This window comes from Pseudomonas sp. 5P_5.1_Bac1, assembly GCF_025466015.1.
In the GTDB taxonomy this organism is placed as follows: Bacteria; Pseudomonadota; Gammaproteobacteria; order Pseudomonadales; family Pseudomonadaceae; genus Aquipseudomonas.
The window spans coordinates 24305-48421 of the sequence record NZ_JANLNX010000037.1 but is presented as its reverse complement, the minus strand read 5'-3'; the positions used below and the strand labels follow the sequence as shown (position 1 = coordinate 48421).

At 56.3% G+C, this 24117-nt stretch carries 23 protein-coding genes and 1 tRNA gene; 9 read left to right on the top strand and 15 right to left on the bottom strand.

Features of this window, described 5'->3' with window-relative positions:
• Positions 1 to 420: 420 nt before the first annotated feature.
• A protein-coding gene (locus NTD82_RS06455; RefSeq protein ID WP_262128116.1) for an IS3 family transposase occupies positions 421 to 1571 on the top strand; the annotation gives its coding sequence in 2 pieces (ribosomal slippage) (positions 421 to 658 and positions 658 to 1571; 1152 coding nt in all).
• A gap of 1388 nt (positions 1572 to 2959) precedes the next feature.
• Here the strand turns inward: NTD82_RS06455 and NTD82_RS06450 are convergent.
• Positions 2960 to 5611 carry an AAA family ATPase gene (locus tag NTD82_RS06450; protein WP_262128115.1) on the bottom strand — a complete coding sequence of 884 codons (2652 nt, stop codon included), beginning with the start codon at positions 5609 to 5611 and terminating at the stop codon, positions 2960 to 2962.
• 562 nt (positions 5612 to 6173) lie between these two features.
• On the opposite strand from NTD82_RS06450, the gene NTD82_RS06445 reads away from it, so the two are divergent.
• Positions 6174 to 7865 carry a reverse transcriptase domain-containing protein gene (locus NTD82_RS06445; protein WP_262128114.1) on the top strand — a complete coding sequence of 564 codons (1692 nt, stop codon included), beginning with the start codon at positions 6174 to 6176 and terminating at the stop codon, positions 7863 to 7865.
• 189 nt (positions 7866 to 8054) lie between these two features.
• On the opposite strand, the gene NTD82_RS06440 is transcribed toward NTD82_RS06445, so the two are convergent.
• From NTD82_RS06440 to NTD82_RS06380, 13 genes are all read right to left on the bottom strand, one after another.
• Positions 8055 to 8909 (bottom strand): hypothetical protein, encoded by an 855-nt coding sequence (locus NTD82_RS06440; RefSeq protein ID WP_262128113.1) that lies wholly within the window; start codon positions 8907 to 8909, stop codon positions 8055 to 8057.
• Between the two features lie 95 nt (positions 8910 to 9004).
• Positions 9005 to 11878 carry a DUF927 domain-containing protein gene (locus NTD82_RS06435; RefSeq protein ID WP_262128112.1) on the bottom strand — a complete coding sequence of 958 codons (2874 nt, stop codon included), beginning with the start codon at positions 11876 to 11878 and terminating at the stop codon, positions 9005 to 9007.
• Entirely contained in the window at positions 11875 to 12159 is a 285-nt protein-coding gene (locus NTD82_RS06430) for a DUF3077 domain-containing protein (RefSeq protein ID WP_262128111.1), read from the bottom strand. The genes NTD82_RS06435 and NTD82_RS06430 overlap by 4 nt, the downstream gene beginning before the upstream one ends.
• A complete protein-coding gene (locus NTD82_RS06425) occupies positions 12156 to 12443 on the bottom strand; it encodes a hypothetical protein (protein ID WP_262128110.1) in 288 nt (95 codons plus the stop codon). Before NTD82_RS06425 ends, NTD82_RS06430 begins: the two co-directional genes overlap by 4 nt.
• On the bottom strand, positions 12440 to 12604 hold the full coding sequence (locus NTD82_RS06420) for a hypothetical protein (protein ID WP_262128109.1): 165 nt from the start codon (positions 12602 to 12604) through the stop codon (positions 12440 to 12442). The genes NTD82_RS06425 and NTD82_RS06420 overlap by 4 nt, the downstream gene beginning before the upstream one ends.
• A gap of 379 nt (positions 12605 to 12983) precedes the next feature.
• Positions 12984 to 13316, bottom strand: a complete 333-nt coding sequence (locus NTD82_RS06415; RefSeq protein WP_262128108.1) for a hypothetical protein — start codon at positions 13314 to 13316, stop codon at positions 12984 to 12986.
• Entirely contained in the window at positions 13313 to 13942 is a 630-nt protein-coding gene (locus NTD82_RS06410; RefSeq protein WP_262128107.1) for a hypothetical protein, read from the bottom strand. Before NTD82_RS06410 ends, NTD82_RS06415 begins: the two co-directional genes overlap by 4 nt.
• Positions 13939 to 14187, bottom strand: a complete 249-nt coding sequence (locus tag NTD82_RS06405) for a helix-turn-helix transcriptional regulator (protein WP_262128292.1) — start codon at positions 14185 to 14187, stop codon at positions 13939 to 13941. Before NTD82_RS06405 ends, NTD82_RS06410 begins: the two co-directional genes overlap by 4 nt.
• An 83-nt stretch (positions 14188 to 14270) precedes the next feature.
• The gene (locus NTD82_RS06400) at positions 14271 to 14504 is read right to left on the bottom strand and encodes a helix-turn-helix domain-containing protein (RefSeq protein WP_262128106.1); all 234 of its coding nucleotides are present in this window, start codon (positions 14502 to 14504) and stop codon (positions 14271 to 14273) included.
• A gap of 83 nt (positions 14505 to 14587) precedes the next feature.
• On the bottom strand, positions 14588 to 15442 hold the full coding sequence (locus tag NTD82_RS06395; protein ID WP_262128105.1) for a hypothetical protein: 855 nt from the start codon (positions 15440 to 15442) through the stop codon (positions 14588 to 14590).
• A gap of 313 nt (positions 15443 to 15755) precedes the next feature.
• Positions 15756 to 17090, bottom strand: coding sequence for a tyrosine-type recombinase/integrase (locus tag NTD82_RS06390; protein ID WP_262128104.1), 1335 nt, complete (start codon positions 17088 to 17090; stop codon positions 15756 to 15758).
• Between the two features lie 161 nt (positions 17091 to 17251).
• Positions 17252 to 17327 (bottom strand) — tRNA-Thr (locus NTD82_RS06385).
• Between the two features lie 55 nt (positions 17328 to 17382).
• The gene (locus NTD82_RS06380) at positions 17383 to 17799 is read right to left on the bottom strand and encodes a pilin (protein ID WP_262128103.1); all 417 of its coding nucleotides are present in this window, start codon (positions 17797 to 17799) and stop codon (positions 17383 to 17385) included.
• A gap of 212 nt (positions 17800 to 18011) precedes the next feature.
• On the opposite strand from NTD82_RS06380, the gene NTD82_RS06375 reads away from it, so the two are divergent.
• From NTD82_RS06375 to yacG, 4 genes are read left to right on the top strand one after another with little or no spacing between them, the layout of a single operon-like run.
• Positions 18012 to 19217 carry a type II secretion system F family protein gene (locus tag NTD82_RS06375; protein ID WP_262128102.1) on the top strand — a complete coding sequence of 402 codons (1206 nt, stop codon included), beginning with the start codon at positions 18012 to 18014 and terminating at the stop codon, positions 19215 to 19217.
• Positions 19218 to 19219: 2 nt separating this feature from the next.
• Entirely contained in the window at positions 19220 to 20086 is an 867-nt protein-coding gene (locus NTD82_RS06370) for a prepilin peptidase (RefSeq protein ID WP_262128101.1), read from the top strand.
• A complete protein-coding gene (coaE, locus tag NTD82_RS06365; protein WP_095154418.1) occupies positions 20086 to 20709 on the top strand; it encodes a dephospho-CoA kinase in 624 nt (207 codons plus the stop codon). Before NTD82_RS06370 ends, coaE begins: the two co-directional genes overlap by 1 nt.
• Entirely contained in the window at positions 20706 to 20912 is a 207-nt protein-coding gene (gene yacG / locus NTD82_RS06360) for a DNA gyrase inhibitor YacG (protein ID WP_095154416.1), read from the top strand. The genes coaE and yacG overlap by 4 nt, the downstream gene beginning before the upstream one ends.
• Here yacG and NTD82_RS06355 read toward each other — a convergent pair.
• On the bottom strand, positions 20909 to 21598 hold the full coding sequence (locus tag NTD82_RS06355; RefSeq protein WP_110969588.1) for an energy-coupling factor ABC transporter permease: 690 nt from the start codon (positions 21596 to 21598) through the stop codon (positions 20909 to 20911). The two genes, yacG and NTD82_RS06355, sit on opposite strands and share 4 nt — an antisense overlap.
• 139 nt (positions 21599 to 21737) lie before the next feature.
• Between NTD82_RS06355 and NTD82_RS06350 the strand changes: the two genes are divergently transcribed.
• The 3 genes from NTD82_RS06350 (at position 21738) to NTD82_RS06340 (ending at position 24088) form a co-directional block, all read left to right on the top strand.
• Positions 21738 to 22367, top strand: coding sequence for a DUF1780 domain-containing protein (locus NTD82_RS06350; protein ID WP_095154412.1), 630 nt, complete (start codon positions 21738 to 21740; stop codon positions 22365 to 22367).
• 167 nt (positions 22368 to 22534) lie between these two features.
• Entirely contained in the window at positions 22535 to 22708 is a 174-nt protein-coding gene (locus NTD82_RS06345) for a DUF3094 family protein (RefSeq protein WP_095154410.1), read from the top strand.
• Positions 22709 to 22792: 84 nt separating this feature from the next.
• Positions 22793 to 24088, top strand: coding sequence for an NAD(P)/FAD-dependent oxidoreductase (locus NTD82_RS06340; protein ID WP_262128099.1), 1296 nt, complete (start codon positions 22793 to 22795; stop codon positions 24086 to 24088).
• The last annotated feature ends 29 nt before the right edge of the window (positions 24089 to 24117 follow it).

Genomic DNA, 24117 nt, shown 5'->3' with positions numbered 1-24117 from the left:
AATTTAAGGTTTACGGGGCTCAATAAGATCAGGTTTAAACGGCAACCGTTTTGGCTCTATACAGGCAATGACCGGCCGTATTAAATCACAAGTATTTTGCCACTGAGACCAATAATAAGCACCATACCAATAGGGCTCAATAGCAAGTAGTTTATATTAAAAAGAGGGCGTCACGCCCTCTTCTGTAATTGTTATATATTGCTCAAGTTCAATCTCGAAAGTGATACAGAAATCGAACTCCTAGAGTTTCGCTGGCAGTGGCTGATGGTTCTGCCGCCCCAAACATTGGTCCTTTCTCTTTTGCGGTCCAAAGGCTTAGCAGTCTGCTAATGCAGACTGCTGCCATCCCTAGGCTCATTGAATCGCCCCGGGTTTCGTAGACACCTCTTTGCCTTAAACTGAGGCCAATTAGGAGGTGCCATGAGCAACCCGCGTTACCCCGAAGAATTCAAAATCCAAGCGGTCAATCAAGTGACCGAAAAGAAGCTGCCTGTCGCTGATGTAGCGGCTCGTCTCGGCGTGTCGACGCATAGCCTCTATGCCTGGATAAAGCGCTACAGTAAACCTCAAGAAGAGCGGCAGCAGGATGATGATCAGCACGCTGAGCTGCGTCGTCTTCGAGCGGAACTCAAGCGGGTGACTGAAGAGCGAGACATATTAAAAAAGGCCGCCGCGTACTTTGCCAAGGAGTGCGGCTGAAGTACGCCTTTATCAAGCAGCGCGCGGGCGAGTATTCGATTCGACGGCTTTGCCTGACGCTGAAAGTCCATCCCAGCGGTTATTACGCCTGGCTGTCTGAGCCGCAATCTCTACGAGCCAAAGACGAGCAGCGACTACTGGGTTTGATCAAGCATTCATGGCTGGAGAGCGGCGGCGTTTATGGCTATCGCAAAATCCATGACGATCTGCGCGAGGCCGGTGAGGATTGTGGTCGTCATCGTGTGGCAAGGCTGATGCGTCTTGAAGGTCTGCGCTCTCAGACAGGTTATCGACGCCGCCCTGGAAAGTACGGCGGTAAGCCAGCGGTCGCCTCACCCAATTTGCTGAAGCGGCAGTTTGATGTCGTAGAACCCAACAAGGTTTGGGTCACCGACATCACCTACATTCGTACGTATGAAGGCTGGCTATATTTGGCAGTGGTGCTGGATCTGTTTTCTCGCCAGGTCGTTGGCTGGTCAATGAAGTCGCAGATGACCAGTGATTTGGCCATTGATGCGTTATTGATGGCGGTTTGGAGGCGGAAACCGAAACAGGAGGTGATGGTTCACTCCGACCAGGGCAGCCAGTACAGCAGCTCAGATTGGCGCAGTTTTTTGAAAGCGAACAATTTGGTTGCCAGCATGAGTCGCCGAGGCAACTGTCATGACAATGCCGTGGCCGAGAGCTTTTTCCAGCTTCTGAAACGGGAACGGATCCGGCGGAAAATCTACCCCACACGGGAAGGTGCACGTAGTGATGTGTTTGATTACATCGAGATGTTCTACAACGCGAAACGTCGTCATGGTTTCAACAATCAGCTGTCGCCGGTAGAGTTTGAAAAGCGTTACGCAATGAGCTTGCAGGGTGTCTAAAGAACCCGGGGCGATTCACCCAACTGATGAAGACGAACGAAAGCCCGCCCAGTGCGGGCTTCGTCGTTTTTGGAGCAAACGAAATAGCTCAACCGCGCTAGAGCTAGTCCTGCACTGGATCGGACTTGCAGCCAGAGCTGGGCGAACTAGGCGCGAGGCGGGATGAAAAAGGGGCAGAAATCCTAATGTTTCCCAGCGCTCATAGCTGCTCATCTTGATAGCCCCATGCTAGCCCACCCAAAAAATAAAAAAGGCCTGCATCGCTGCAAGCCTTGATTTTACTGGTGCCGGAGACAGGAGTCGAATCAGGCACCCATAGACCCTGTTTTTATTGACCTCTAGCCTCTATATCTCCAAACCGTATACCTAACCATATACCTAAAACCCAACTCACCCTCGCCCTCGCCCTCTGCTTCGGCGGCATCGCAAGACACCTTCCGCCAAACTGCAGCTCTGCCTGCCTGTCTTCTGACCGCTTAGCTGGCTGGCTGGCTGGCTGGCTGGCTGGCTGGCTGGCTGGCTGGCTGGCTGGCTGGCTGGCTGGCTGGCTAATGCAGCTGTGCCCTGCTAGCAAGCGTCAAGTCAAGCTTTCGGGATCGTTCGGGCCTCAGCCGAATGAAACAGAAGACGGACATCCCAAGGAAAATCTCAGCTGTAGGGAAACCGCGAGTCCCCGTACCCGTGTAGGGAGGGGGGAGTGGGGAGGACCCAAAAAACTGCAAATGTAGACGCCTATTCCGCGCACCGAATCCAGTGAACTGGCGCTAACAAACAGCTGCGGGCTTCCCGGTCCAAGCCTCCGCCAAGCGGCCAAAGTCCCAAGCCAGTTCAGGCAGTCCAGGGGCTTACATCGCTGTAGGCCTTAGCCGCTTCCGGGGCGCGGGGAAGGTAATCGCTAAAAAATGGTGTTCTTGGTGTTCTTGGTGTTCCGAAACCGCTGAAAGCCACATAACATGGGACCTGTAGCCGAGGAACACGATTTAGCAAGGTGTGGAACACGAAGGCGCAGGAACACAAAAGGTGTTCCATGGCTGCGAAAGGCACGTGGCCCAATGGTGGCTACAGCTCAGATTAGCCTGGTGCATCACTCAGGTGCGACGGCCAACAGGACAACAGCGGGGCTGTACCCTCCAGCCGAGTTGGGCCTGCACTTGCAGATTCGCAGTGGTTTGAAATCACTATCGTAAAGAGCGACGCCTTTACATGTAACATAACCACGCGTTTGTACAGAGTCTGACCAGTGACACTCGCACCCTCCATTGGCTGATTTGAAATTGAAGCTGCTTAATTAATTTATATCCAACCAGCCAATGAATTCAGCCCATGATCAATTGGGTGGAAATATTTTATAAATAATAAATCCACCCTTTATTTACCGCCTCCTGAACCTATCCAAAGGTGCTAATAAGAGGCTGTACCTGAGCCTTGAATGCTTTATCAGCAGCCTTTCTACGGGTAGCAATGTCGCTTGCAAACGCTCTTAGCTCGTTAATATGATTTTTTATCTCTGCTGGCTCCGGCCTATTTTCCGAGAGAGCCCGAGATTTATCATGACCGTACATCCAAGTGCTCGCAAGGGACATATTAGCAGTCACTCGAGCAGCATCTAAAGACTCGATTGTTATCTGTCCTATTCTCGTAGTTTGTACGCTATTCCTTCCGCGACTAACTATATCAAAGAAAAGATCTTGCTCAATCGACGACTCCCAAGCCTCCCTCAGCAGACAATACAACATCGCAGATTTCTCGTTATAAGCTGAAATATCCGCCTCATAAAGATCTTTGAATGACTGTAACTCTTGTTCCAGATGGTGCGCCCTGCTACTTGTGCTCATCCCACGCCAAGGCGCATCTAAATGGCAGAAGCCAGAATCTCTACCATTTCTTCTGACTGTGAATGTTGAAACGGCAGGGCGTGTATTCTGATTCAAAGCCATTTCAGTACACTTGCCATCAATCTCCATGATAAGTGCGAGATCATGTGTAAAAACTATTATTTGTCTAGACAAGGCTTCCGAGCAGAGGCGGGAGGCAATTTTTTCACGATATACGTGATCAAGAGAGCTAACTGGATCATCAAAAACGATGGGGGACAAGTTTGCAAATGTTTTTATTTCCGCGAGATACGCAGCCAACGAAACAACTTTTTGCTCGCCCTCACTCAGAACTTTCCCTGGCTTTTGCGCGCCTATCGAGAAACTATGAGAAGTATCGCTATCCCTCACGATCGGGGCTATATCAACCTCCAGCCTGATACCAAATGCATTTAGCTCCGCTTTGAAATTATCGATGAAATCAGGCGTGACTAGTTGAGAGATAATTGATTTCGCCTTGCCAGAAAACCGCGTCTTAGTCTGCCTAAGTGAATTTATGCCACTCTCAACTTTCTTGTTGTGCTTGAGGTCATCAATATAGCTAGCGATTCTTTCGGAAGCATCTGAAAGCAGCTTCTTGTTGGTCTTCTTTTTTAAGCTTACTTTATCTGACTCGTACTTTTCTGGAGAAATGTTCTTCCGAAGCTCATTCAGCTTATTTTGAATATTCTCAGAAATACTGCTTTTAATATTCTCAGCAGAAACAATGCTCTTGTCGTACAAGATGTCATGAGGCTGGTCTGAGGTAAAAAAGTCTTGCCTAGCCTTTAAGATACGAAATGCTTCAGCAAGTCCACAGTCTGAGCCTAGGGTCTCCACCAACTCATTACAAAGAGGCTCGTATGCTTCCGGCTCGGGTAAAACCAAACCGGAAATTTCATCTCTAGTGCTTTTTAAAATTATGCAAGCTGCGTCATAAGTCAACTTACTTTTGTCTTGCATAAATTGCCAGAAACGTTCAAGACGCGCTTTTGCATCGTCGTCCAGTGGTTGCATACAAAGGACACACAAGGCGTCAGCACTAGTGTTTGGAAACCCAATTTCAGTGTAGGCATGAGAAGTTGAGTAGTCTCGGGCGGCCGTAAAGAGAATTTTCCAAGGATCGGAGTGAACTCCTTCTAACGGGTCTTTTTTGTCAAAGCTAGTTAAAGAGAGGTCGTAGGCTTTTTTTGCGGCAACTTCAGCAGCTTGTAATTTCGCGACTTCCTCCGGCTTCGTTTCGGCTAGTATTTTTACGGCGGATGCGAGTTTCTGGATCGCTCGAGGAAGTCTCTCTGCTGAGATTTTTGTTAGCTTCGCAATGGTTTTTACTGTAGTGCCGTTTTCGTAGTCAGCAATAGCGCTTGTCAACAGCGTTAGTTCGGTGGCGTCAGCATCGCTCCAAGCCAGACTACTTTTTAGCTCGTCAATGTTAGTTTTTTCCGACAGTCGACTCAACCAAGCTTGAACTTCTGCACTATCTTCTAAGCCGCTAATAGCCGGCTTTTTCGCATCCCGCATCTTTAATTGCATTGTATCTTTGACGCTTTCTATGACTTGGGATACATGATCGAATATATTCGCGCCTCGAGGCTTGTAAGTCACACGATTATTGCTATCAAGCAAGGTTTTTCCGCAGTCGGTGTCAAACACATTGATCGAAGCTAATTCAGCATGTTTTTTTCCCGGCACCCACGTCCACTCTTCTCGATTACCGCTTTTTAAATAGCTTATGCGAGCGGATTGCCTAAGTGTTTTGGGCTTATAAATATTTCCAAGAAGAGTAGACTCAACATGCTTAGCAAAACAGGCGCTTTTCAATATACGACTGTACCCAGATTTGCCTGAGCCATTTTCTCCATATATCAGTGTAATCCCTGAGTGTCCAAAAGGCAGCTTAGCTTCTGAATGAATGGCATTGATATTTTCCACCATATCAATACTGCACAGCTTTATTGGTTCGACGGAGGTTTCGGCAAGCAATCCGTCTAGCTCATAAACTGGAGGCGAACACTCCTTACATTCGTTATCCTCATTAAGCCCAAAAGCGCAAAGAGCGTTTTTCGCTATTTGCTTAAGCTGCTCTGGATCTAATGCTGGGTCTTGTAGAAGACGACGGACAAGGTCTGCCTCCCATTCTGGCAGGTCTTTTGCAGCCCATTCCACAATCGCTTGATACGAGTTCATATACGTTCCCTGTAGTGGCTTTTTGATGCTTTTTACGCGTAATGCGCTCTGCCGTCTAGAAGACACTAGATCGATCAAACCTGACCAATAACGCATACTAGTAGTGGCCTACGATGGATGAGCTTAGTCGTAGATACGGGGGCTACTGCCGTTGAGCGTGTGGTGATTAGTCATCCAGCGTAGGTTTGCTTGATCATTACGACCGGGTGCGGCATCGCTTTACGGGTGACCATCCAATAGCCGCACTGGACACTCATTTGAATTTATCTTGAGAGACAGCGCCACTCGAAAGGGTAGCGAAACCTTAAAAGCTGTATGAGGGATCCAGAGCAAGCATTCCATGCGTCGATTGGTCCCCTGCCCCCATCGCTTGCGGCCACTTCTCGGACAGCCACCAGGGTCATCGCGAGGGGCTTGCGGTTGGTAGTTTTTTGACGTACTTTCGCTTTGCCTCCATTCAGGTATTAAATAGGGTTGTTCAAATGCGACCCGATTCAAAAAAGCCACAAGCAACGGCACTCAGCGACTCTGAGACGTTACGCTCAAAGGAATAGGGTGAAATATGAATGGAGGCTTTTTTTTAAGCTTTATCCCACTAAACTCTTCGACCACACCTGGAGAACTTGCGGAGCTGCTCGGCACGGATTACGGCAAGATCAAGCGCCTATACTACGCTGGGGACATGCACCGACATTACTTGGCCTTCGACATAGCCAAAAAAAGTGGGGGCAAGCGTAGGATTCTGGCTCCGTCCGATAAGCTTAAAACGCTTCAGGGTAGGCTTGCATCTTTGCTTGAAAAAATTTACACGCCACGCGAGCCTGTAAAGGCGTTCCGTGAAGGAAGCTCCATTGTTGCAAACGCACATCCCCACTGCCGAAAGAAGTATGTTTTCAACATTGATTTAGAGAACTTCTTCGGCACTATAACTTTCCGGCGAATTCGCGGAATGCTAATTGCCAAGCCCTACTCGCTAACAGCCGAGACGGCGTCTGTTATTGCCCACCTAGCAACGGTTAACGGTATACTCCCTCAGGGGGCGCCTAGCTCTCCAATTCTTTCAAACATGCTATGTTCTAGCCTAGACCGCGAACTATATTCTTTGGCTAAGAGAAACAGGGCTGTTTATACGCGATATGCCGATGACATAACGTTTTCATTTTACAGCCCTGCAGAATACCTACCGAAGAATGTAGTTGAATACAGCCTCTCAAACGGCAAACCGAATCACTACTACAGTAGAGTAGGCCAGGAGCTTGAGGCAATAGTGCACCAGCACGGATTCGCAATTAACCTTGACAAGGTGAGACTACAAGGACCAGGAGAGAGGCGTCTAGTCACGGGGCTGGTTACCAATCAAAAACCAAATGTTCCTCGCACCTATATTAGGAAAACTGCCGCATTGATACATTCCCTTGAAAAACATGGGGAAGAAGCGGCTAATGTTATTTACAAGAAGAAAAATCCAAATAGCTCCGGAATTCTTGAATCACACCTTCAAGGTCGTTTGCTATTCATAAAACAAGTTGTTGGTGAAGAGTCAGAAGTCTATCGAAGGCTTGCGCAACGCTATAATATGCTGCCTATTAAGAGCAAGGTGCCTAATACTCCGATCTCCACCCCTGAAGACTCAAACAACTTCAAGGTCGGCGAGTTCATCAAGAGCAAATGCTGGGTAACTGAGGTATCAGAAACAGTTGATGGCGAACTGGTGCAAAACCAAGGTACTGCTTTCATGATTCAAGGCGGCCTGCTAATCACCTGCGAGCATAATCTCGCCCATCGCAGTGAAAAGAGAAGACATGAGTTTTCCGAGTGCTGCGTGTATAGAGTTGGCGAAGGCGAAGGTATATATGAAGCCAAAGTCATAATTCGAAACAAAGACCTTGACCTTGCTGTCCTTCGGATTAACGATACTCCTACCGGACTCGAACACTTTACACTTGAGGTAACGAGAGAGCCAAATATTGGGGAACGCGTCGCGGTCCTTGGATTCCCCAATCATAAGATCGGCAGTCACGTTGGCATTCTGAAATGCCGTATTACTTACAAATACCCATTGCATGATGTTAAGCACAGCGAGGTCGACAAAACCTTGTACGCAGGAAATAGCGGAGGGCCTGTTATCAACTCAAGTTATCACGCCGTCGGTATAGCTGCTAAAGGTGCAGAAGGTAATCCCAATGGCAAAAATACATTTATTCGCATTTCAGAACTAATAGATTACTTACAGAAAAGCGGCTTTGTAATGTAATTTATTGCTTTAAACCATTGCTTCACCGGCCCATTCTCAAGGGTAAAGTTGCCCATTCAAAAAACGGCTCAAGAACCATTGACAAATAGCCGAAAACTTCCTAAGCACATAGAAACCCAAACACCATCGCCCAATATCCGAGGATGGTGTTTTGATTTGGTAGTTAAGATGGTTTCGGTGTGACTAGGGTTAGATATCTGTCAGCTGCTCAAACTTCACATTGCTGCGTCGATCCAGAACCCTACGATGAGAAATGAAGCGACCTTTTGCAGGAGATACAGTTGGAATATAGAAGTCACTCAAACTATCGCCATATCCAAGTAGTTTTTCGGCGGCTGCAACATGGGCTGCCAGGGTCGCCAGTTCATGTGCAGCCTTCTCAAATCGGTCAGCCCAATAAAATCGAGCAGCCTGCAGGATTTTAGAGTTCAAGCTATCAAGCTCGGATTGCTTCTGTTGAATTGCATCGTCAAGTTCCGCGAGCTGATCACTCAGTGCAGAGGAAACTGTATGAGCACCTTGAAGCGTTTGTTTAATTACCGCCAATGCCCGGGATGCTTTCTCCAACAACCCCTCTGCCTTGCTCTCAACCCCGCTATCATTCTCCCCTATCGCTTTGGCATAAGCTTGGGCGGCCTCATGCTCATCGTGCTCAGCCGCTTTAAATTCACGCTCGTGCTTCGCAATAAGAGCAGCCCTTTTGGACTCGAGCGTCTCTCGCTTATCACGCAGAGTCTTTATTTCGCTCTCGGCCTTGGCTATATCCTTTCTTGCCAGACGCACATCCTCAGAGGCAGACTTTACACCCTCCTCCCAATTCACCAGCCCCTGAAGTTTTGCAATCTCACGGGACAGCTCATCAATTCTGGCCTTAGCATTCGAATAAGGGTCGATCTGATCCCGAGGATAAACAGGTCTTCCCTGACGGCTATTCGAAAAGTTTTTCGCTGCCTCATCAGAAACTGCCTTTAGCCTGGGAAGTTCTTTCTTCAAGCTCTCCAGTTCAGCCTGGCATTGTTTTAGCGCAGAAGAATTCGTACTCATTTTGGTCTCCAATAATTAAATTTAGATAAGCGCAGGCGTAGGCAGGCCGAGCCTATAATTGGCCAATAATCTCCAGACTCGTTGAGCGCTATTATTTAGTCGCTAAGCAATGCGTTTGAATTCACAACATAAACCCGGCCTTTCGGCATTCCGGGTAGTGTTACGGATTGGGCGGCTTTTCCGTCTCCACTCGGCTCAAGTATTCCGCGCGCAACCAGCTCCCTGTTGACATTGCGCAAGTTCATCCCTTTGAAAACCTCATCGCGCCAAGTGGTGCCGAGGAAGTAATAGGTCACCGACGTGTATAAAGAGTCACCAATGCCATGATCCATAGTCCTGCGAAAGCCAAGGCGGTCTGCTGTACGAGGCGCATGGTCATCGGTCTTCGCGGCAATCGCATCCCATCGCGTGAAGCGACTTTCTCCATAGCGCTCCACTATGCCGCGCAGTCTGGCCACAATGGCGTCACCTTCCAGGTTTCCAGCACCGCCACGCTCAGCCAACCAAGCATCCAAGCACACACGGGCAGATTGGAGGGCTAGACCGTCTGGCCATCCTGTAACGCCCAAGGCTGTGGCCAACTCACCCGCCGCCGCTGCCAGTCCGAAGCGAGTTGCGGCACGCTGTGCCTGGCCGCTGGCGTTGGCAGGTAATGCCTCAGCGGTAAAGCGCTCTAGACTGCGGCGCACCATGGCCGCATACGCTCGCAACTTGGCGGGATCACAGAGGGCCGACAGGAAAGCCGGGGCAGGCGTGCCATAGCATCGGCTCACCCGGGCTTTGAGCGCATCCGAAAGCGCGGCGGCATCATCGAAGCCATGCAGCTCTTCGAACAACCCTAGTCCTTTGCTCGCGTCAGCAGGTACAGCGAGCAGTCGCACCTCCATACCGGCTTTCAATTCCTTGTTTGCCTCGGCCATGTGCTGCGCCAAGGTCTTTTCCCCGGTGGAGAGAAACAGCAAGCGCCACTCCTGAACTTGGCGCCCACTCATGCCCCGATCATTGGCCCGTGCCTTACCGGTGCCGTTACCCAGCATGTAGACGGTTTCTCCAATGATCCGTGGGTCGCACATCCCGATCTCATCTAGCACCAGCAACCCGTCCGAGTGCGCTGCCGCGATACTTTCCAAGGCGTTGTCTGTAGAACGCCAGGAACGCACTAGGCGTGGCCCCCCCCACACCGAGGCAGCCACCTGCAGGTGAGTGGTCTTCCCGCCCGAGCTATCCCCATACAGGTGGAAGCCACCCGACTCGTGCCCCAGTAGATGCAATACCGCACCTGCGAAAGCCACGCATACGACGAAAGCCAAGCGGTTGTTGCCCACGCAAAGCGCACCGATTTGCTGCTGCCATTGTTCCAGTGTCCCTGCCTGAGTGATCGGCGGAAGCTGGGCACCGGCTTCGTAGAAGTGCAGATACTCGGCGCTGGCACCTATCTGCCGATCTGGCAGCAAGTAAGCATCCCCGTGCCAACCTAGACGCGTGACCAAGCGAGCACGCTCAGTACCGTCATAGCCTTGTAAGTAGCTCTGTAGATCATTGCGCGAATTGCGAGCGGTGCGCACGGGCGCCAGGCGCAGCCCCATATCTACCAGTGGCGCGAGCACTTCCTTGCCAAAGTCGCCCGCCATTGCCCTCGCCGGAATGTTGAGGCGCTTATTGGCCCCATCCGGGTCATCGAACTCCACCAGCAGGCCCCAGCCGTGACCCTTTTCATCACGCGTGCGAGCCAATATCTCTAGCCGTGAACAAACCGGGCGTGCTTCGCCATCGTCACTGGCATAGAACACCCCATCCTTTGTGACACGGAAGCCGCTCGGGGCCTGGGCGGTTTTCTTCTCAGGTTGCGGCTTGGCCCGGCCAGTGGCCTTGCTCTGCTTGGTGGGTGTAGGGGTAGCGGCAGGTGCGGCGAACAGTTCCCCGGTGCGTTGCAGCTCTGCCAAGTGTTGGGCAGTCCAGCCTTTGAATTGGGCATCAGCCGCATCGTCACCTTCGAGCAACTTCCCGCCAGGGGCGAAGGTGGGGTGCTCACCGTCCATGCCGGGGTGTTGCCCGAACACCGCCAAGGCTACCGTTTGTACCGTAGCTGCTCCGAGCTTTCGCAGGTGCTCGGCCAAGGCATCCATGCACTTCAAACCTGGGGCGTCGTTGTCTGGCCACAGCAACACGTCACGCCCGACTAACGCGGCGAAATCAGCCTTCTGCCAAGAGTTCGTCCCGTTAGGCCAGCAGGTGGCAACATGCTCGGGCAATAGCTCGGCAGCGGCATCGGCAGCCTTCTCGCCCTCGCACAGCACGACGGGTGCCGAGGAGCGTTTAGCCAGCTCATCAAGACGCAGCAGCGGACGAGGCTCCGATAAGCCCTGCCAGCGCCAGGCCCGTGAGTCATTAGCAGTTTGTTTACACCAGGTGAGGGGCGCGAACACTTTGCGTGGCGTGCCGCTTTCATCCGGCCCGAGGTCGAAGCGGTACAACACCATGAGCGGCTGACCGGTGGCATCACGGTAAATCCAAACTTTGGAAGGTTTACCGTGTTGCCGGTGCGCTTGCAGCACCTTCTGCATTGCCTGCTCAGGAATGGGGAGCACAGGCACCCACTCTGGTTTCTTAGCCTGGCTAGCGGGCGGCGTGACGTTGGAGCTGCTCGTCGCCTCAACACCGAGAAAGGCCGCCAATTTGTTGCACGCCTCCACATCGGTGCATCGATCGAGGTAGCGCACCAAGTCAATCAAATCACCGCCTTTGTCACCGGTGGCGAAGTCGCACCAGGTGGCTTTGGCTAAGTTCACCTTGAGCGAGCCTGAATGCTTGTCCGCTCTTGTTGGGTTGGGGGCGGTATATTCCTTACCACCGTCCACGCGCTTGCCACCGGGAAGCCAGTGGGCAAGCACGCGGTCAATCGCTGCGCAGGAGGCGGCCTTGACCTGCGCAAAGGTCGGATGCCTGGAGTTGGGCATCTTCCTACTCATGCCTGGCCACTCTCGGCAATCTGAATCCCAGTGGTCACATCATCGACAAGAGCCTTAGCCTGCTCACCCAAATAGTGCGCAGCCCACACCAGCGCATTGTTGTCGTCGTTCACGCCGGCCAGTTGAGTCAATTTGTTCACGCAGCTCATGAGCACCGAAGCTTGCTCCAACGCTTCCTCACCGGAGATATCGGGGCACACCTGGAAGAATGGGACATTCGACGAGTTGTGATTAGAGAAGCTGGCACCACCCGCTGTATTAACCTGAAAGCGCCCGCTCATTTCCGCCCCCTTTCCGCAACATGACGGGTCGAGTCGTCGGCATGCACGACCAGGGTACGAATCTGCTCCAGCGTTCCACGCACGTCCCACAGGGCGCCGATAATCACGCGGTTAGTCAGGCGCTGCCCCTGCTCCGCCTCGAACTGATCCTCCAGCAAACACAGCACTGCCTGAGCTCGCTCAACGGCACAGGTGATCGCATCTATTGGAACGCCAGTGGGCGCCTTTGCGGTAACACAAAACAGGTCTTCGGGCTGAGAGCAGTGCTGTACTGGAGTAATCATTGGGCACCCCCGCTTGCTTCCAGGGCGCGGGCACGGGCCATCGCCGCGTTGTAACGCGCTAAGCGGACGGAGAGGGATGAGTTGGCGTGCAGTGCCGCAATGGCACGGGCCTTCAGGGCGGCAATGTGGCTCTGCAGAGCAGGCGGATTGAGGGTGTGCATGGGGTGACGCTCCTTATGTGTGGAGCTGCCACAGTCCGTCGCCAAACGAATTAGGGTGGCAGCTGTGCGCAGGTTGGCGAACCGGTACATAAGGAAACCGGCAGACCCGAAGGTCTCCCACGCACAGCCGCCATAACACGGACGTACGGGCACAAAAAAAGCGCCTGCAATCGTGATGGGGGCGCCTGTGCGCCTTATGTTGATCGGGTCGCCAAACCCGGTCGCTGAATTTGCAGCGACAGGCGCAGAGTAACGGGTGAGCCGACGGAGCGCAAGCTGAGAGGTGCGTGCAGCTTGCATGGTTCTTGGCCATGGCATAGATTGAGCGGGCACAATGAAGATCCTCAAACGCCCTCGGTTGCAGCCGGGGGCGTTTTCGTTAGTGGGTAGTGGCTGGGCGACGCTCAAGCTTGAGCCAAGTGAGATTGCGGCCTTGCCTGGCCTTCTCATACATCTGTCCTAACGCATCGGGATTGGCCAGCACATTGGGCACCAACTGCGCTGCATCCCGAATTACTACGTCCCCAGGCGCCTCGACAGCGAGCAGCACCCAATCGAGGGTCGGCCAAATCAGCAGCAGAACGTGAGCCCCTTTGGCCAGTGCTTCGTCGCGGAGTTTTTGCAGTCGCTCCAGTCGCCCAGGCGAAGGAGCCTTTGGGCCCAGTTCGCCCATGGCATCAAGGGCAGCGGCGGGCAGGAAAATAGGTTTCATGCGGCGCACCCTCGCAACCAGGCCGCAACTCGCTGATCCTCCGCACATTCGCGCTCATACTCAGCACGCAGCATGCGGCGGCAATCCTCAGTGTTTACGCGGACCCATTCGGACAGACCATCACAGGTCGGCTCATGCTCTGAGGACTGCCAAGGCAAGTCAGTGGACTGCTCTGCGCGTTGGCTGATACGGCGGGCATCAACGTAGTTGTGTTCGGCCGCTTTGCGCTCAGCCGCTGCTTGAGATTCCACATAGGCATCCCATACCTCTGGGCAATTTGCATAGGCCGCATCACTCCCTACGAGCCAGTAAGTGACCCACTGGTTTGATTCGCTCGAATCTCCAGCTGGATGGGTCGTAGCAAATACGCCTGACCCCATAACTTGTGCTGGCTCCATTCGCGTCCTCTGTTGGCGCAATACGGTAGGCAGTTCCCAAGGGGAAGGAACCAGCGGAAGCACCAAGCCATCAGGGTTGAAAAAGTGCGCTTTTCCTTCCAGGCCGTTCCAACTTACACCTGCGACGGTACGTTGCTTCCAGTTGTTGCGGCCCGGCTGGTACAGGGCAAAGCCAATTCCGTAAGTGTCGAAGAAGGGGCCAGTAAAGGGCGTACGAGCGGGTCTCATGCAGTGATCCCCCGAGCTTCAATACGTTCACGCGCCCAGCGCTGTACCTCTGCGAGAACAAAACCCACTGGCGCTCCGCGTGACGTGCTGTTGCTCAACGGCACGGGGCGGGGAAAGGTCGGATCGTCCTTGAGGCGCTTGTAGATAGTTGCGCGAGCTAGGCCGGTCATAGCCACCACATCGGGAAAGCGAATCAGCGTGGCAGCAGGGTCAAAGCCTGGAGCTTGACCAATATCCTGGCGCAGATTACGCCCCGAGACCTCGCGGGCAAGCGCACGGCAAGGGGTCGATTGGGCAGGGGTTTTGCCAAAGGTCTGATGCGAGGACATTAGATTTCCCCCCGAGGCACGGCGGGGGTGTGGTGCCGATCTGCTAGCCAGGCGACCAGCTCGTTGCGCTGATAACGGATACGTGCGCCGCAGCGGATGAACGGGAGAGCGTGCCGACCAGTGCTGCGCCAGGTGGCCAGGGTCTTGACCGATAGGCCCAACAATTGGGCCGCCTGCTCAGGTGTAAGAAGGTCAGCGGGTGAAACAGTTGTCACAGTTCGATTGAGTTGCATGTGATGCCCCCGGGTTTGATGAAACCAACGGGGGCGAAGATAAGAGGCATGAGGGAGGTGAACATGGTTCACCTCCCTGTAATTTAGGCGGGATCTAGAACAAGTCCTTTGCGTAGCACGTCCCGTACGCCCTTGGACCCAAGGTTTCCCGAAACTTCCATTCGTGAAATGATCCCAGAGATTTCACTGGGGGCCCTACCAGACGCGAGTAGCTTCCGGCCCGCATCACATATTTCCCTGTCACGCCCGGCATTCTTCTCCTGCCTGGCGGCCCCGCTTCTTGCCCCGGCTTTTCTGCCTGTCGCTGCACGAGACTTCTTTACTGCTTGCTCATTAAGTCGTGCCATGGCTTCGGGTGAAATATTTGGATTCCGATAAAGCTCCGCGAAGATGATGGAATTGCGTGCGCGCCCCAGCAGATCGGCAGCCGACTCCCTTGCCTCGATCTCAGCTATCGAATCTTCAATTCGGCAATCATTAACGATGGTGGCGTAAATCCCAGGATCATTAACCCTTAAGTCATCAACAAGCGCACGCCCAAATGCCTCCATAACATCGTCAGCCAATTGCGCTTGCCATTTGCGAATAGCATGTATAGCCCGACAGCCATAAGCCATAGCGAGGGCTGCCACAAGCTGTGAGTCGGTGGCACGCCTTTCCCACGACCCCGCGTTGCGCACCGCCCAAGCCAAGCCTAGTGCTGGAGACCGGTCCAGCGCCTGCCCAATGCTAGAGAGCTTTCGGCTTATCTCCGCTGCCGTCTCAATTGCCCATTCTTCGCTCTCATGAGGGCGCCACATTTCGATAGCAGCCGCTACTAGGTCAAGCGCCTCATTGAAGCGCTCGGCGAATTCGCCATAAAGCGGCAACCACTCCAACTCCAATTCAAGCGCGTCGAGGTCGAGGCTCAAAGGACTAATTAATTTGCCCAGAGTCATAGCAACGCGCCGTTAGCTATTTGACGATCCCCTCGCCCCGGTTGGCGCAGACAAAGCCGCGCCGGGCCGTGACTGAGTGCGTGAGCGCATCGGAAGAGCGGCCAGCAGGAGGGGGAGGAGGCTCGCGCTTGCGTAGACGGGCGCACGGGGCGAGCCGCCTCGTTCAGAGAACACCCTGGGTGTTCCGGCGTCTTCGTGTTCCGCCGTTTAGGCAAAGGTGTTCCTTGACTACAGACCGCGTGTTTTTTGGCTTCCAGCGATTTTGGAACACCAAGAACACTAAGAACACCGGCTTTTAATTGAATACTTGTTTTCATTGCCGTTGCTGTCCAACCATGCCAAATGTTCCACGCACTACATTGCTTACTCCCTCCCCCACGCGAGCAAAGTCATAAGGCGTGATGTGCTTCTCTCGGTTGGCATCCAGATAATCGGCCCACCACTGAACCATAAGCCGGCGTTCCTCAATGTACTCGGCCTTGTGGATGTAAGCTGCCCGCACACTATTACGCTCTTGGTGGCTCATCTGGCGCTCTACCGCGTCCTTGCTCCACAGTCCCGATTCGACCAAGGCAGAACAGGCCATAGCCCTGAACCCGTGCCCGCACACCTCAGTTTTGGTGTCGTAGCCCATGCGCCGAAGCGCCTTGTTCACCGTGTTCTCGCTCATCGGCTTCCAGTGGTTGCTGTCACCCGCGAACACCAAGTCGAAGCGTCCGGTGAGCTGGCGCACCTGCTCGAGCGTGGCTAAGGCCTGGCGACTGAGAGGTACCAGGTGGGGCGTGCTCATCTTGGAGCCGCGATGCGAGTTCTTCACACCCTCGATCTCCTGGCGCTCCCCGGGGATCTCCCACATGGAGCGACCGGCGTCGATCTCTGGCCAGCGCGCAAACCGCAACTCGCTGGATCGAATAAAAACCAGCAGGGTGAGCTGGGTGGCCAACCGTGTCAGCGGCCGACCAGTGTCGCTGTCGATTCGTTGCAGCAGCTCAGGCAGCCGATCCAGCGCCAGCGCAGGCCTGTGAACGGTCTTGCGTGTGGCGGTTGCGCCCTGTAGGTCCACCGCTGGGTTGGTGTCGATGTGCCCGTGCTGTACGGCCATACGCATGATTCCGGTCATGTACTGCCGTAGCCGGCCAGCGGTATCCAGAACCTCACGCTTCTCCACCGCCTTGAGCGGCGCCAGCAGGTCGCGAGTCTTCAGGCCGGCCACCGGGCGCTGGCCTAAGGCCGGGAGCAGGTATGTTTCGATCCGCCGCCACACCGTCGCCGCATGACCTGGTGACCATTTCTTGGAACAGGCCTCATGCCAATCCTTGGCCAGCACGCCGAAGGTGTTGGCCCTCGCATTCGCCACTTCGACCCTCCCCTGCCTGGCGCTCTCAATCGGGTCTTTACCATGCGCCAGCAACTCCAGCGCTTCGGCTCGGCGCGCGCGGGCGGCTTTGAGTGTCAGCGCTGGGTAGTTGCCGAAGGTGGCCAGCCCCTCTCTGCCATCCGGCCGCTTGAACTTCATGCGCCAGATCTTGCTGCCGTTCTTCTTGACCAGCAGGAACAGGCCCTGACCGTCGAACAGGGTGTAGTCCTTGTCCCGCGGCTTGGCAGCCTCGCATTTGGGGTCTGAGAGGGGCGTAACGGTGCGTGCCATAGGTATACGTTTTCTCGTCGAACCGGCGTATACCCTAACGTATACCTAAAATCGGTACATGCCTAGAGACAGACTGAGACAGCCAGAGACAAGAAAGCCCGCACTTGGCGGGCTTTTCAGGGCGTTCCGTGTACAAGAAGAGACGTATCGGAACAGTTGCATGGTGCCGGAGACAGGAATCGAACCTGCGACCTTCGCGTTACGAGTGCGCTGCTCTACCGACTGAGCTACACCGGCGTGGCGCCAACGCTACCACTGCCGTGAGCCTTACGCAATTTACTGTTTAATAAGGCTATTGATCCTTCGCCTCGCACCCTTTCGGCGCCTGGTCGGTGCCGATGTTGGTGCTGCAGGTCCAACCGGTGGCCGAGCGGTTCAGGGTCAGGGTCTTGCCGAGCACCGGCGCCGGTGCATCCATCAGGGTGCAGGCGATGCTGCCAGTGCCGCTGGCGGCTACCGCCGTGGCGCTGATGGTGCAGTTCGCGGTGCGTTCCTGGCCGCCGATCTGCGTGACATTGGCGATATCCGCCCCCTGTGTCAGTCGAACCTCGAAACCGGTCTTCAGCGCGCTGATTTCGGCCAGGCCAGCCGTGGCTTTGGCCTGTGCCTGGTGGTTGGTGTAGAGCGGCATGGCGATAGTCGCCAACAGGCCAATGATCGCCACGACAATCATCAGCTCGATCAATGTAATCCCGCGTTGCTCCTTCATGGATGCATTCCCCAATTACTGAAACTTCAAGTCATATCGGTCGGTTGTGCCGACAGGCGCGCCAGTAGGCCCGAGCCGACACCTTTTGTCACCCTGCCAGGCAGGACCGCCGGGGCGGCTCGACTACTCTAGTGCGGGCCGGGAAGCACTGCCGGCTGGAGCTGTTACGGAAATTGTGTTTGGCCAATTGCTACAAGGACGTCGCCATAACCATGAAAACCAGAACCTACAACTGGCAGGGAGTCGATCGGAACGGCGCTCGGGTCAGCGGCCGCAGCGATGGGCAAAGCCCGGCGCTGATCAAGGCCATGCTGCGCAAACGCGGCATCCATACCACTCGCATCCACCATTCGCGCCGCGTCTCGACATTGAAGTTCTCGCGGCAGATCAGCGCGGCGCAACTCACCCAGTTAAGCCGCCACCTGGCGACCCTGTTCCAGGCAGGCATTCCTCTGCTGCACGGCCTGGACATCATCGCCGAGGGCAGCAAGAACACCCGCATGATCACGCTGCTGCACACCCTCAAGCGCGACATTAGCGCCGGCCACAGCCTGGCCGAAGCCCTGCGCAAGCACCCGCGCTACTTCGACACGCTTTATTGCAATCTGGTGGCGGTCGGCGAAGCCTCCGGGCGCCTGGATACCCTGCTGGAGCAACTGGCGACCTTCCAGGAAAAACGCGCCACCCTGCGGGCGCGAATGAAGAAGGCGATGATCTACCCGCTGCTGGTGCTAATGGTGGGCTTGGGGGTGTCGAGCCTGCTGTTGCTTCAGGTGGTGCCGCAGTTCGAAGTGCTGTTCGCCGGCATGGGCGCGGAGCTGCCGGCGTTCACCTTGATGGTGATTGGCCTGGCCGACTGGCTGTCCAATCACATCCTGCTGATGGCGACCCTGCTGTTGGCCGGCGGCGTCACGGTGCAGCAGGCGTTCCGCCGTCATCTGAAATTCCACCGGTGGCTGTTGCGTATCGGCCATCGCCTGCCCGTGGTCGGCACCCTGCTGCAGCACGCGGCGCTGGCCCGCTTCGCGCGGACCTTATGCACCTGCTTCGCGGCGGGCATTCCCTTGGTCGAAGCCTTGGGGCCAGTGGCCAGAGCCTGCGGCGACGCGCTGTACGAACAGGCGATTCTTCGCCTGCGCCACGACCTCGGCAATGGCCTCTCGATGAGCGCAGCGATGCGCGGCAACCCACTGTTCCCCAACCTCTGCGTACAGATGTGCGGGATCGGAGAGACATCCGGCACGCTGGACGATATGCTCGAACGCATCGCCAACCACCACGAACAGGCCATTGATCAATTGATCGAAAACCTCACCAGCCTGCTCGAACCCGTGATCGTGCTGATACTGGGGCTTCTGATCGGAAGCCTGGTGATTGCCATGTACTTGCCGATCTTCCAGCTGGGTGACGTGATCTGAACATGAACCTGTGGGACACCCTCGCCAGCCAGCCGCTGGCCTATCTGGGGAGCGCCCTGCTGCTGGGCCTGATCGTCGGCAGCTTCCTCAATGTGCTGATCCATCGCCTGCCGCTGATGCTCGAACGCCAATGGCGCGACGACGCCCGCCAGGCACTGGCGCTGCCGGTGCAGCCGAGCGAGCGTTTCGACCTGTTTCTCCCGCCTTCGCGCTGCCCGCATTGCCAGCAGCGCATCCGGCCCTGGCAAAACATACCGCTGATCAGCTACCTGTTCTTGCGCGGTCGCTGCTCCGGCTGCAAAGCGCACATCAGCCTCCGCTATCCCCTGACCGAACTGGCCAGCGCCGGGCTGACCCTGTTTGCCGCCTGGCACTTCGGTTTCAGCACCAGCGCGGCGGCGTTCATGCTGTTGAGCTGGGGACTGCTTGCGCTGAGCCTGATCGACATCGAACACCAGCTACTGCCCGACGCGCTGGTGTTGCCGTTGTTGTGGCTGGGCCTGATCGTCAACGCATTCGGGCTGTTCGTGCCGTTGGAACAGGCGCTGTGGGGCGCGGTGATCGGGTATGTCAGCCTGTGGTCGGTGTACTGGCTGTTCAAACTGATCACCGGCAAGGAAGGCATGGGCTATGGCGACTTCAAGCTGCTGGCACTGCTCGGTGCCTGGGGTGGTTGGCAGATTCTGCCGTTCATCCTGTTCTTTTCGTCGTTGCTGGGAGCCATTCTCGGCCTGGTCCTGTTGCGTCTGGCCGGTAAACGCGCCAGCACGCCGATACCTTTCGGCCCCTATATGGCTGTGACAGGCTGGATCGCACTGCTCTGGGGTGGTCAAATAACCACTTCCTATCTGCATCTCGCTGGATTTTGATGACAACGCCCGCTTTCACTCCCTGGATTCTCGGCCTCACCGGAGGCATCGGTAGCGGCAAGAGCGCAGCCGCGCAACGCTTCGTCGAGCTGGGCGTGCACCTGGTGGACGCCGACCAGGCCGCCCGCTGGGTGGTCGAACCCGGTCGTCCGGCACTGGCCAGCATTGTCGAGCGCTTCGGACCCGGCGTCCTGCTGGAAGACGGCCAGCTCAATCGCGCCGCGCTGCGCGAGCTGATCTTCGCCGACCCGGAACAACGCCGCTGGCTGGAAGCCCTGCTGCATCCGCTGATCGGCCAGGAGATTTTCAGCTACCTGGCCAAGGCCGAATCCCCTTACGCCGTGTTCGTCTCGCCATTGATGGTCGAGTCGGGCCAGTACCAGCGTACCGACCGCCTGTTGGTGATCGACGCGCCGCAGAATTTGCAGATCGAACGCACCCTGCTGCGCGACCAGACCAGCCCGGAGCAGGTCCAGGCCATCCTCAAGGCACAGGCCAGCCGCGAAGAGCGCCTGCGCCATGCCCATGATGTGCTGGTCAATGACCGCGACCTGGCCTGGCTGCATTCGGAAGTCGACCGCCTGCACCACTTTTACCTGACTTTGCGAGGAGGCCGAGCATGAGCCAGCCGCTGAATGTTGATTGCCCAACCTGTGGCGCCCCTGTCGAATGGAGCGCTACCAGCCCGAACCGACCGTTTTGTTCCGATCGCTGCAAGCTGATCGACCTGGGCGCCTGGGCCGCCGAGGAGCACAAGATTCCGGTCGCACCGGATGCCGAGGACGAATTGTTCTCCGGCGAATTCGACCCGCGCGAGCCGCATTAAGGCTCCGGTCCGTCATCCTTCCACGGGGCCTGCAAATAGCGGGTCCTGTTGAACGTCTCCAGCCATTCCGGGCAGAACACCACCAGCGCGCTGACCACCATCCCGTTGATAAAAGCTTCGGGGAAGAGCACCAGCCACAGGTAGCCGATAAAGTCCTCCAGCCACACCGGCATCACGAAGCGCCCATCCAGCCACAGCACGCCCAGGCTTGCCAGCAGGCACACCAACGCCGACAGCGCCGCGGCAAAGAATCCCGAACAGAAGATATAAACGAACAGATTGCGTGGTTGTGCCCGCTCCACAAGCATCGCGCACACCTCAGTGACCAGCACCGGAAGGCCGATCAGCAGCACGCCATTGACGCCCATTGCCGCCAGATCCTGGCGACCCAGCAACACTAGGCCGATCTGCGCCATGAACGCACCGAGCACGGCCAATGGCCAGTCCAGCAGCAGGGTAACGGCGGTCATACCGATGAAGTGGTAGGACAGGCCCGTTTCGAAATCCCGTCGTACCAGCCAGAGCGCAAACAACGCGAACACCGTGCCCAGAAACAGGTGCTGGCGCCGGCTGTCGGTGAACAGCTCGACCCAACGGGTACTCGCCACGGCCCAGGCCAGCAGCGGCACGAAGATGATCCAGCCGAGGGTCAGGCTTAGATCCGACAGCAGTTGTGCACCAATCACGGCAGGCAGCCCTTCTTCACGGGGGATTCTGGCAGTCTACACCCGGCTCGCCGGCGTTCCCTGCGCTGGCGCAGCTAAAACCGACCAGAATCAGCCACTTGCTCCCTCAAAGCGGAATTGGACGCTAAGCTTGTTTCCTATGGATGACTCAGACTACCTGCGCCTGCTCACCATTCAGGCCGAACAAGCCAATGCGTTTCTCTCCAATGCCCGCAAATGGGAACGCGAGCGTTGGGTCTGCCAACGCCTGCTGCAAGGCTTGAACATCCCCTACCGTAGCGAGGATTTCACCGCCGCCGGCCAGGAGCCGCCTGACGTTTTGTTCCGCGACGCGGCGTTCGAGGTGTTTTTCGTGCTGGACGAGGGCCGTCGCCTGAACGACGAATGGCGCGAAGAACTGCAGCGTCGGCGCAGCGCGTTTTCGTTGTCGCAACTGGTCCGTCGCGAAGCTCGCCCACGGCGCATCGGCGCGCCCGAGTTGCTGCAACGGCTGGCCCCCACCCTGCGGAAAAAGGCCCATAACTACCGCGAGCGCGGGCTGGACCTGGGTGAGCTGGACATCATTGCTTTCGCCAGCCTCAAGCGCGAAACCCTCGACCTCAACAGCCACTTCCCGCCGCCCACCGAGTACCTGCGCCAAGGCTGGCGCTCCCTCTCTCTGGTCGGCCCGACCTTCGCCCGGGTGATCTTCGCCCACCCCGACGCGCCCGATTTCCTGCGCGGCAACCTGGGGCGCAGCATTGTCTTCGACGTTGGCATCAGCCTCTGATCCGGCCTCCTGCTAAAGCGGGATGGCATAAATCCGGCGCCGGTGATACAAAGCGCAATCATTCGCTATTGATGCGAGCTTTTGCCGGCAGGTACGCCAGTGGCAAGCGACTACAGTGAACCCTGTAGCTTTCCCACAACTCCAAGCGTCTACCTGCCGAGGCCATCATGACCAGCCGCCTGACCCCCGAAGACCAGCGACGTGTCGATCAGTACCTGCAAGCCCCCCAACACCAAGTCGAGCGCAAGCCTTTCCGGCCCTGGCTGCTCCTTGCGTTGGTCGTGGGCGTGACCGTGGTACTGGGGCTGGTGAGCCGCCTCCTGAGTTTGTTGGTGCTATGAGCTGCCTTGCGCTCGCCCACTTCGCCCGCCCCACGCGGCCGGCCAGTCAGGACCCGAATTCCGTAAACCTTATGAGATATCTCCATGACTCACCGCATCGTGATTGTCGGCGGCGGCGCCGGCGGCCTGGAACTGGCGACCCGCCTGGGCAAGACCCTGGGTAAAAAGGGCACGGCCAGTATTACCCTGGTCGACGCCAACCTGACCCACATCTGGAAACCGTTGCTGCACGAAGTCGCAGCAGGCTCGCTGAATTCCTCCGAGGACGAACTGAACTACGTGGCCCAGGCCAAGTGGAATCACTTCCAGTTCCAGCTCGGACGCATGAGCGGGCTTGATCGTGCCTCCCAACAGATCCAGTTGGCCGCCACCCTCGACGAAGAGGGCCGCGAGCTGCTGCCCGCACGCACCCTGGGCTACGACACCCTGGTCATCGCCGTCGGCAGTAACACCAACGATTTCGGCACCCTGGGCGCCGCCCAGCACTGCCTGTTCCTCGACACCCGCAAGCAGGCCGAGCGCTTCCACCAGCAACTGCTGAACCACTACCTGCGCGCCCACGCTGGCGATCAGGCCAAGGAAAAGATCAGCGTCGCCATCGTCGGTGCCGGCGCCACCGGCGTCGAGCTGGCCGCCGAGCTGCACCACGCCGCCCATGAGCTGGCAGCGTATGGCCTGGACCGGATCAAGCCGGAAGACATGCACATCACCATCATCGAGGCCGGGCCGCGAGTTCTGCCGGCGCTGCCAGAGCGCATCAGCGTGCCGGTGCACAAGACCCTGGAAAAACTCGGCATCACGGTCATGACCAACGCCTCGGTCAGCGAAGTCAACGCCGACTGCCTGAAGACCGCCAATGGCGACGTCATCGAAGCCAGCCTCAAAGTCTGGGCCGCAGGCATCCGCGCCCCAGCCTTCCTCAAGGACATCGATGGCCTGGAAACCAACCGGATCAATCAACTGGTAGTACGTCCTACCCTGCAATCCACCCTGGACGACAACATTTTCGCCTTCGGTGACTGCGCCGCCTGCCCACAGCCGGGCAGCGACCGCAATGTGCCGCCACGGGCACAGGCCGCTCACCAGCAAGCATCGCTGTTGGCCAAGAGCCTCAAGGCTCGTCTGGAAGGAAAACCGCTGGCGACCTACGCCTACCGCGACTACGGCTCGCTGGTATCGCTGTCGCGCTTCTCGGCGGTGGGGAATCTGATGGGCAACCTGACCGGCAGCGTCATGCTGGAAGGCTGGTTGGCGCGGATGTTTTATGTGTCGCTGTACCGCATGCACCAGATGGCGCTTTACGGGACGTTCCGGACCTTGATGCTGATGCTTGGTAGTCGCATTGGCCGGGGAACCGAGCCGCGCCTGAAACTGCACTGATCCGCATTTTGGGGCTGCAATGCAGCCCC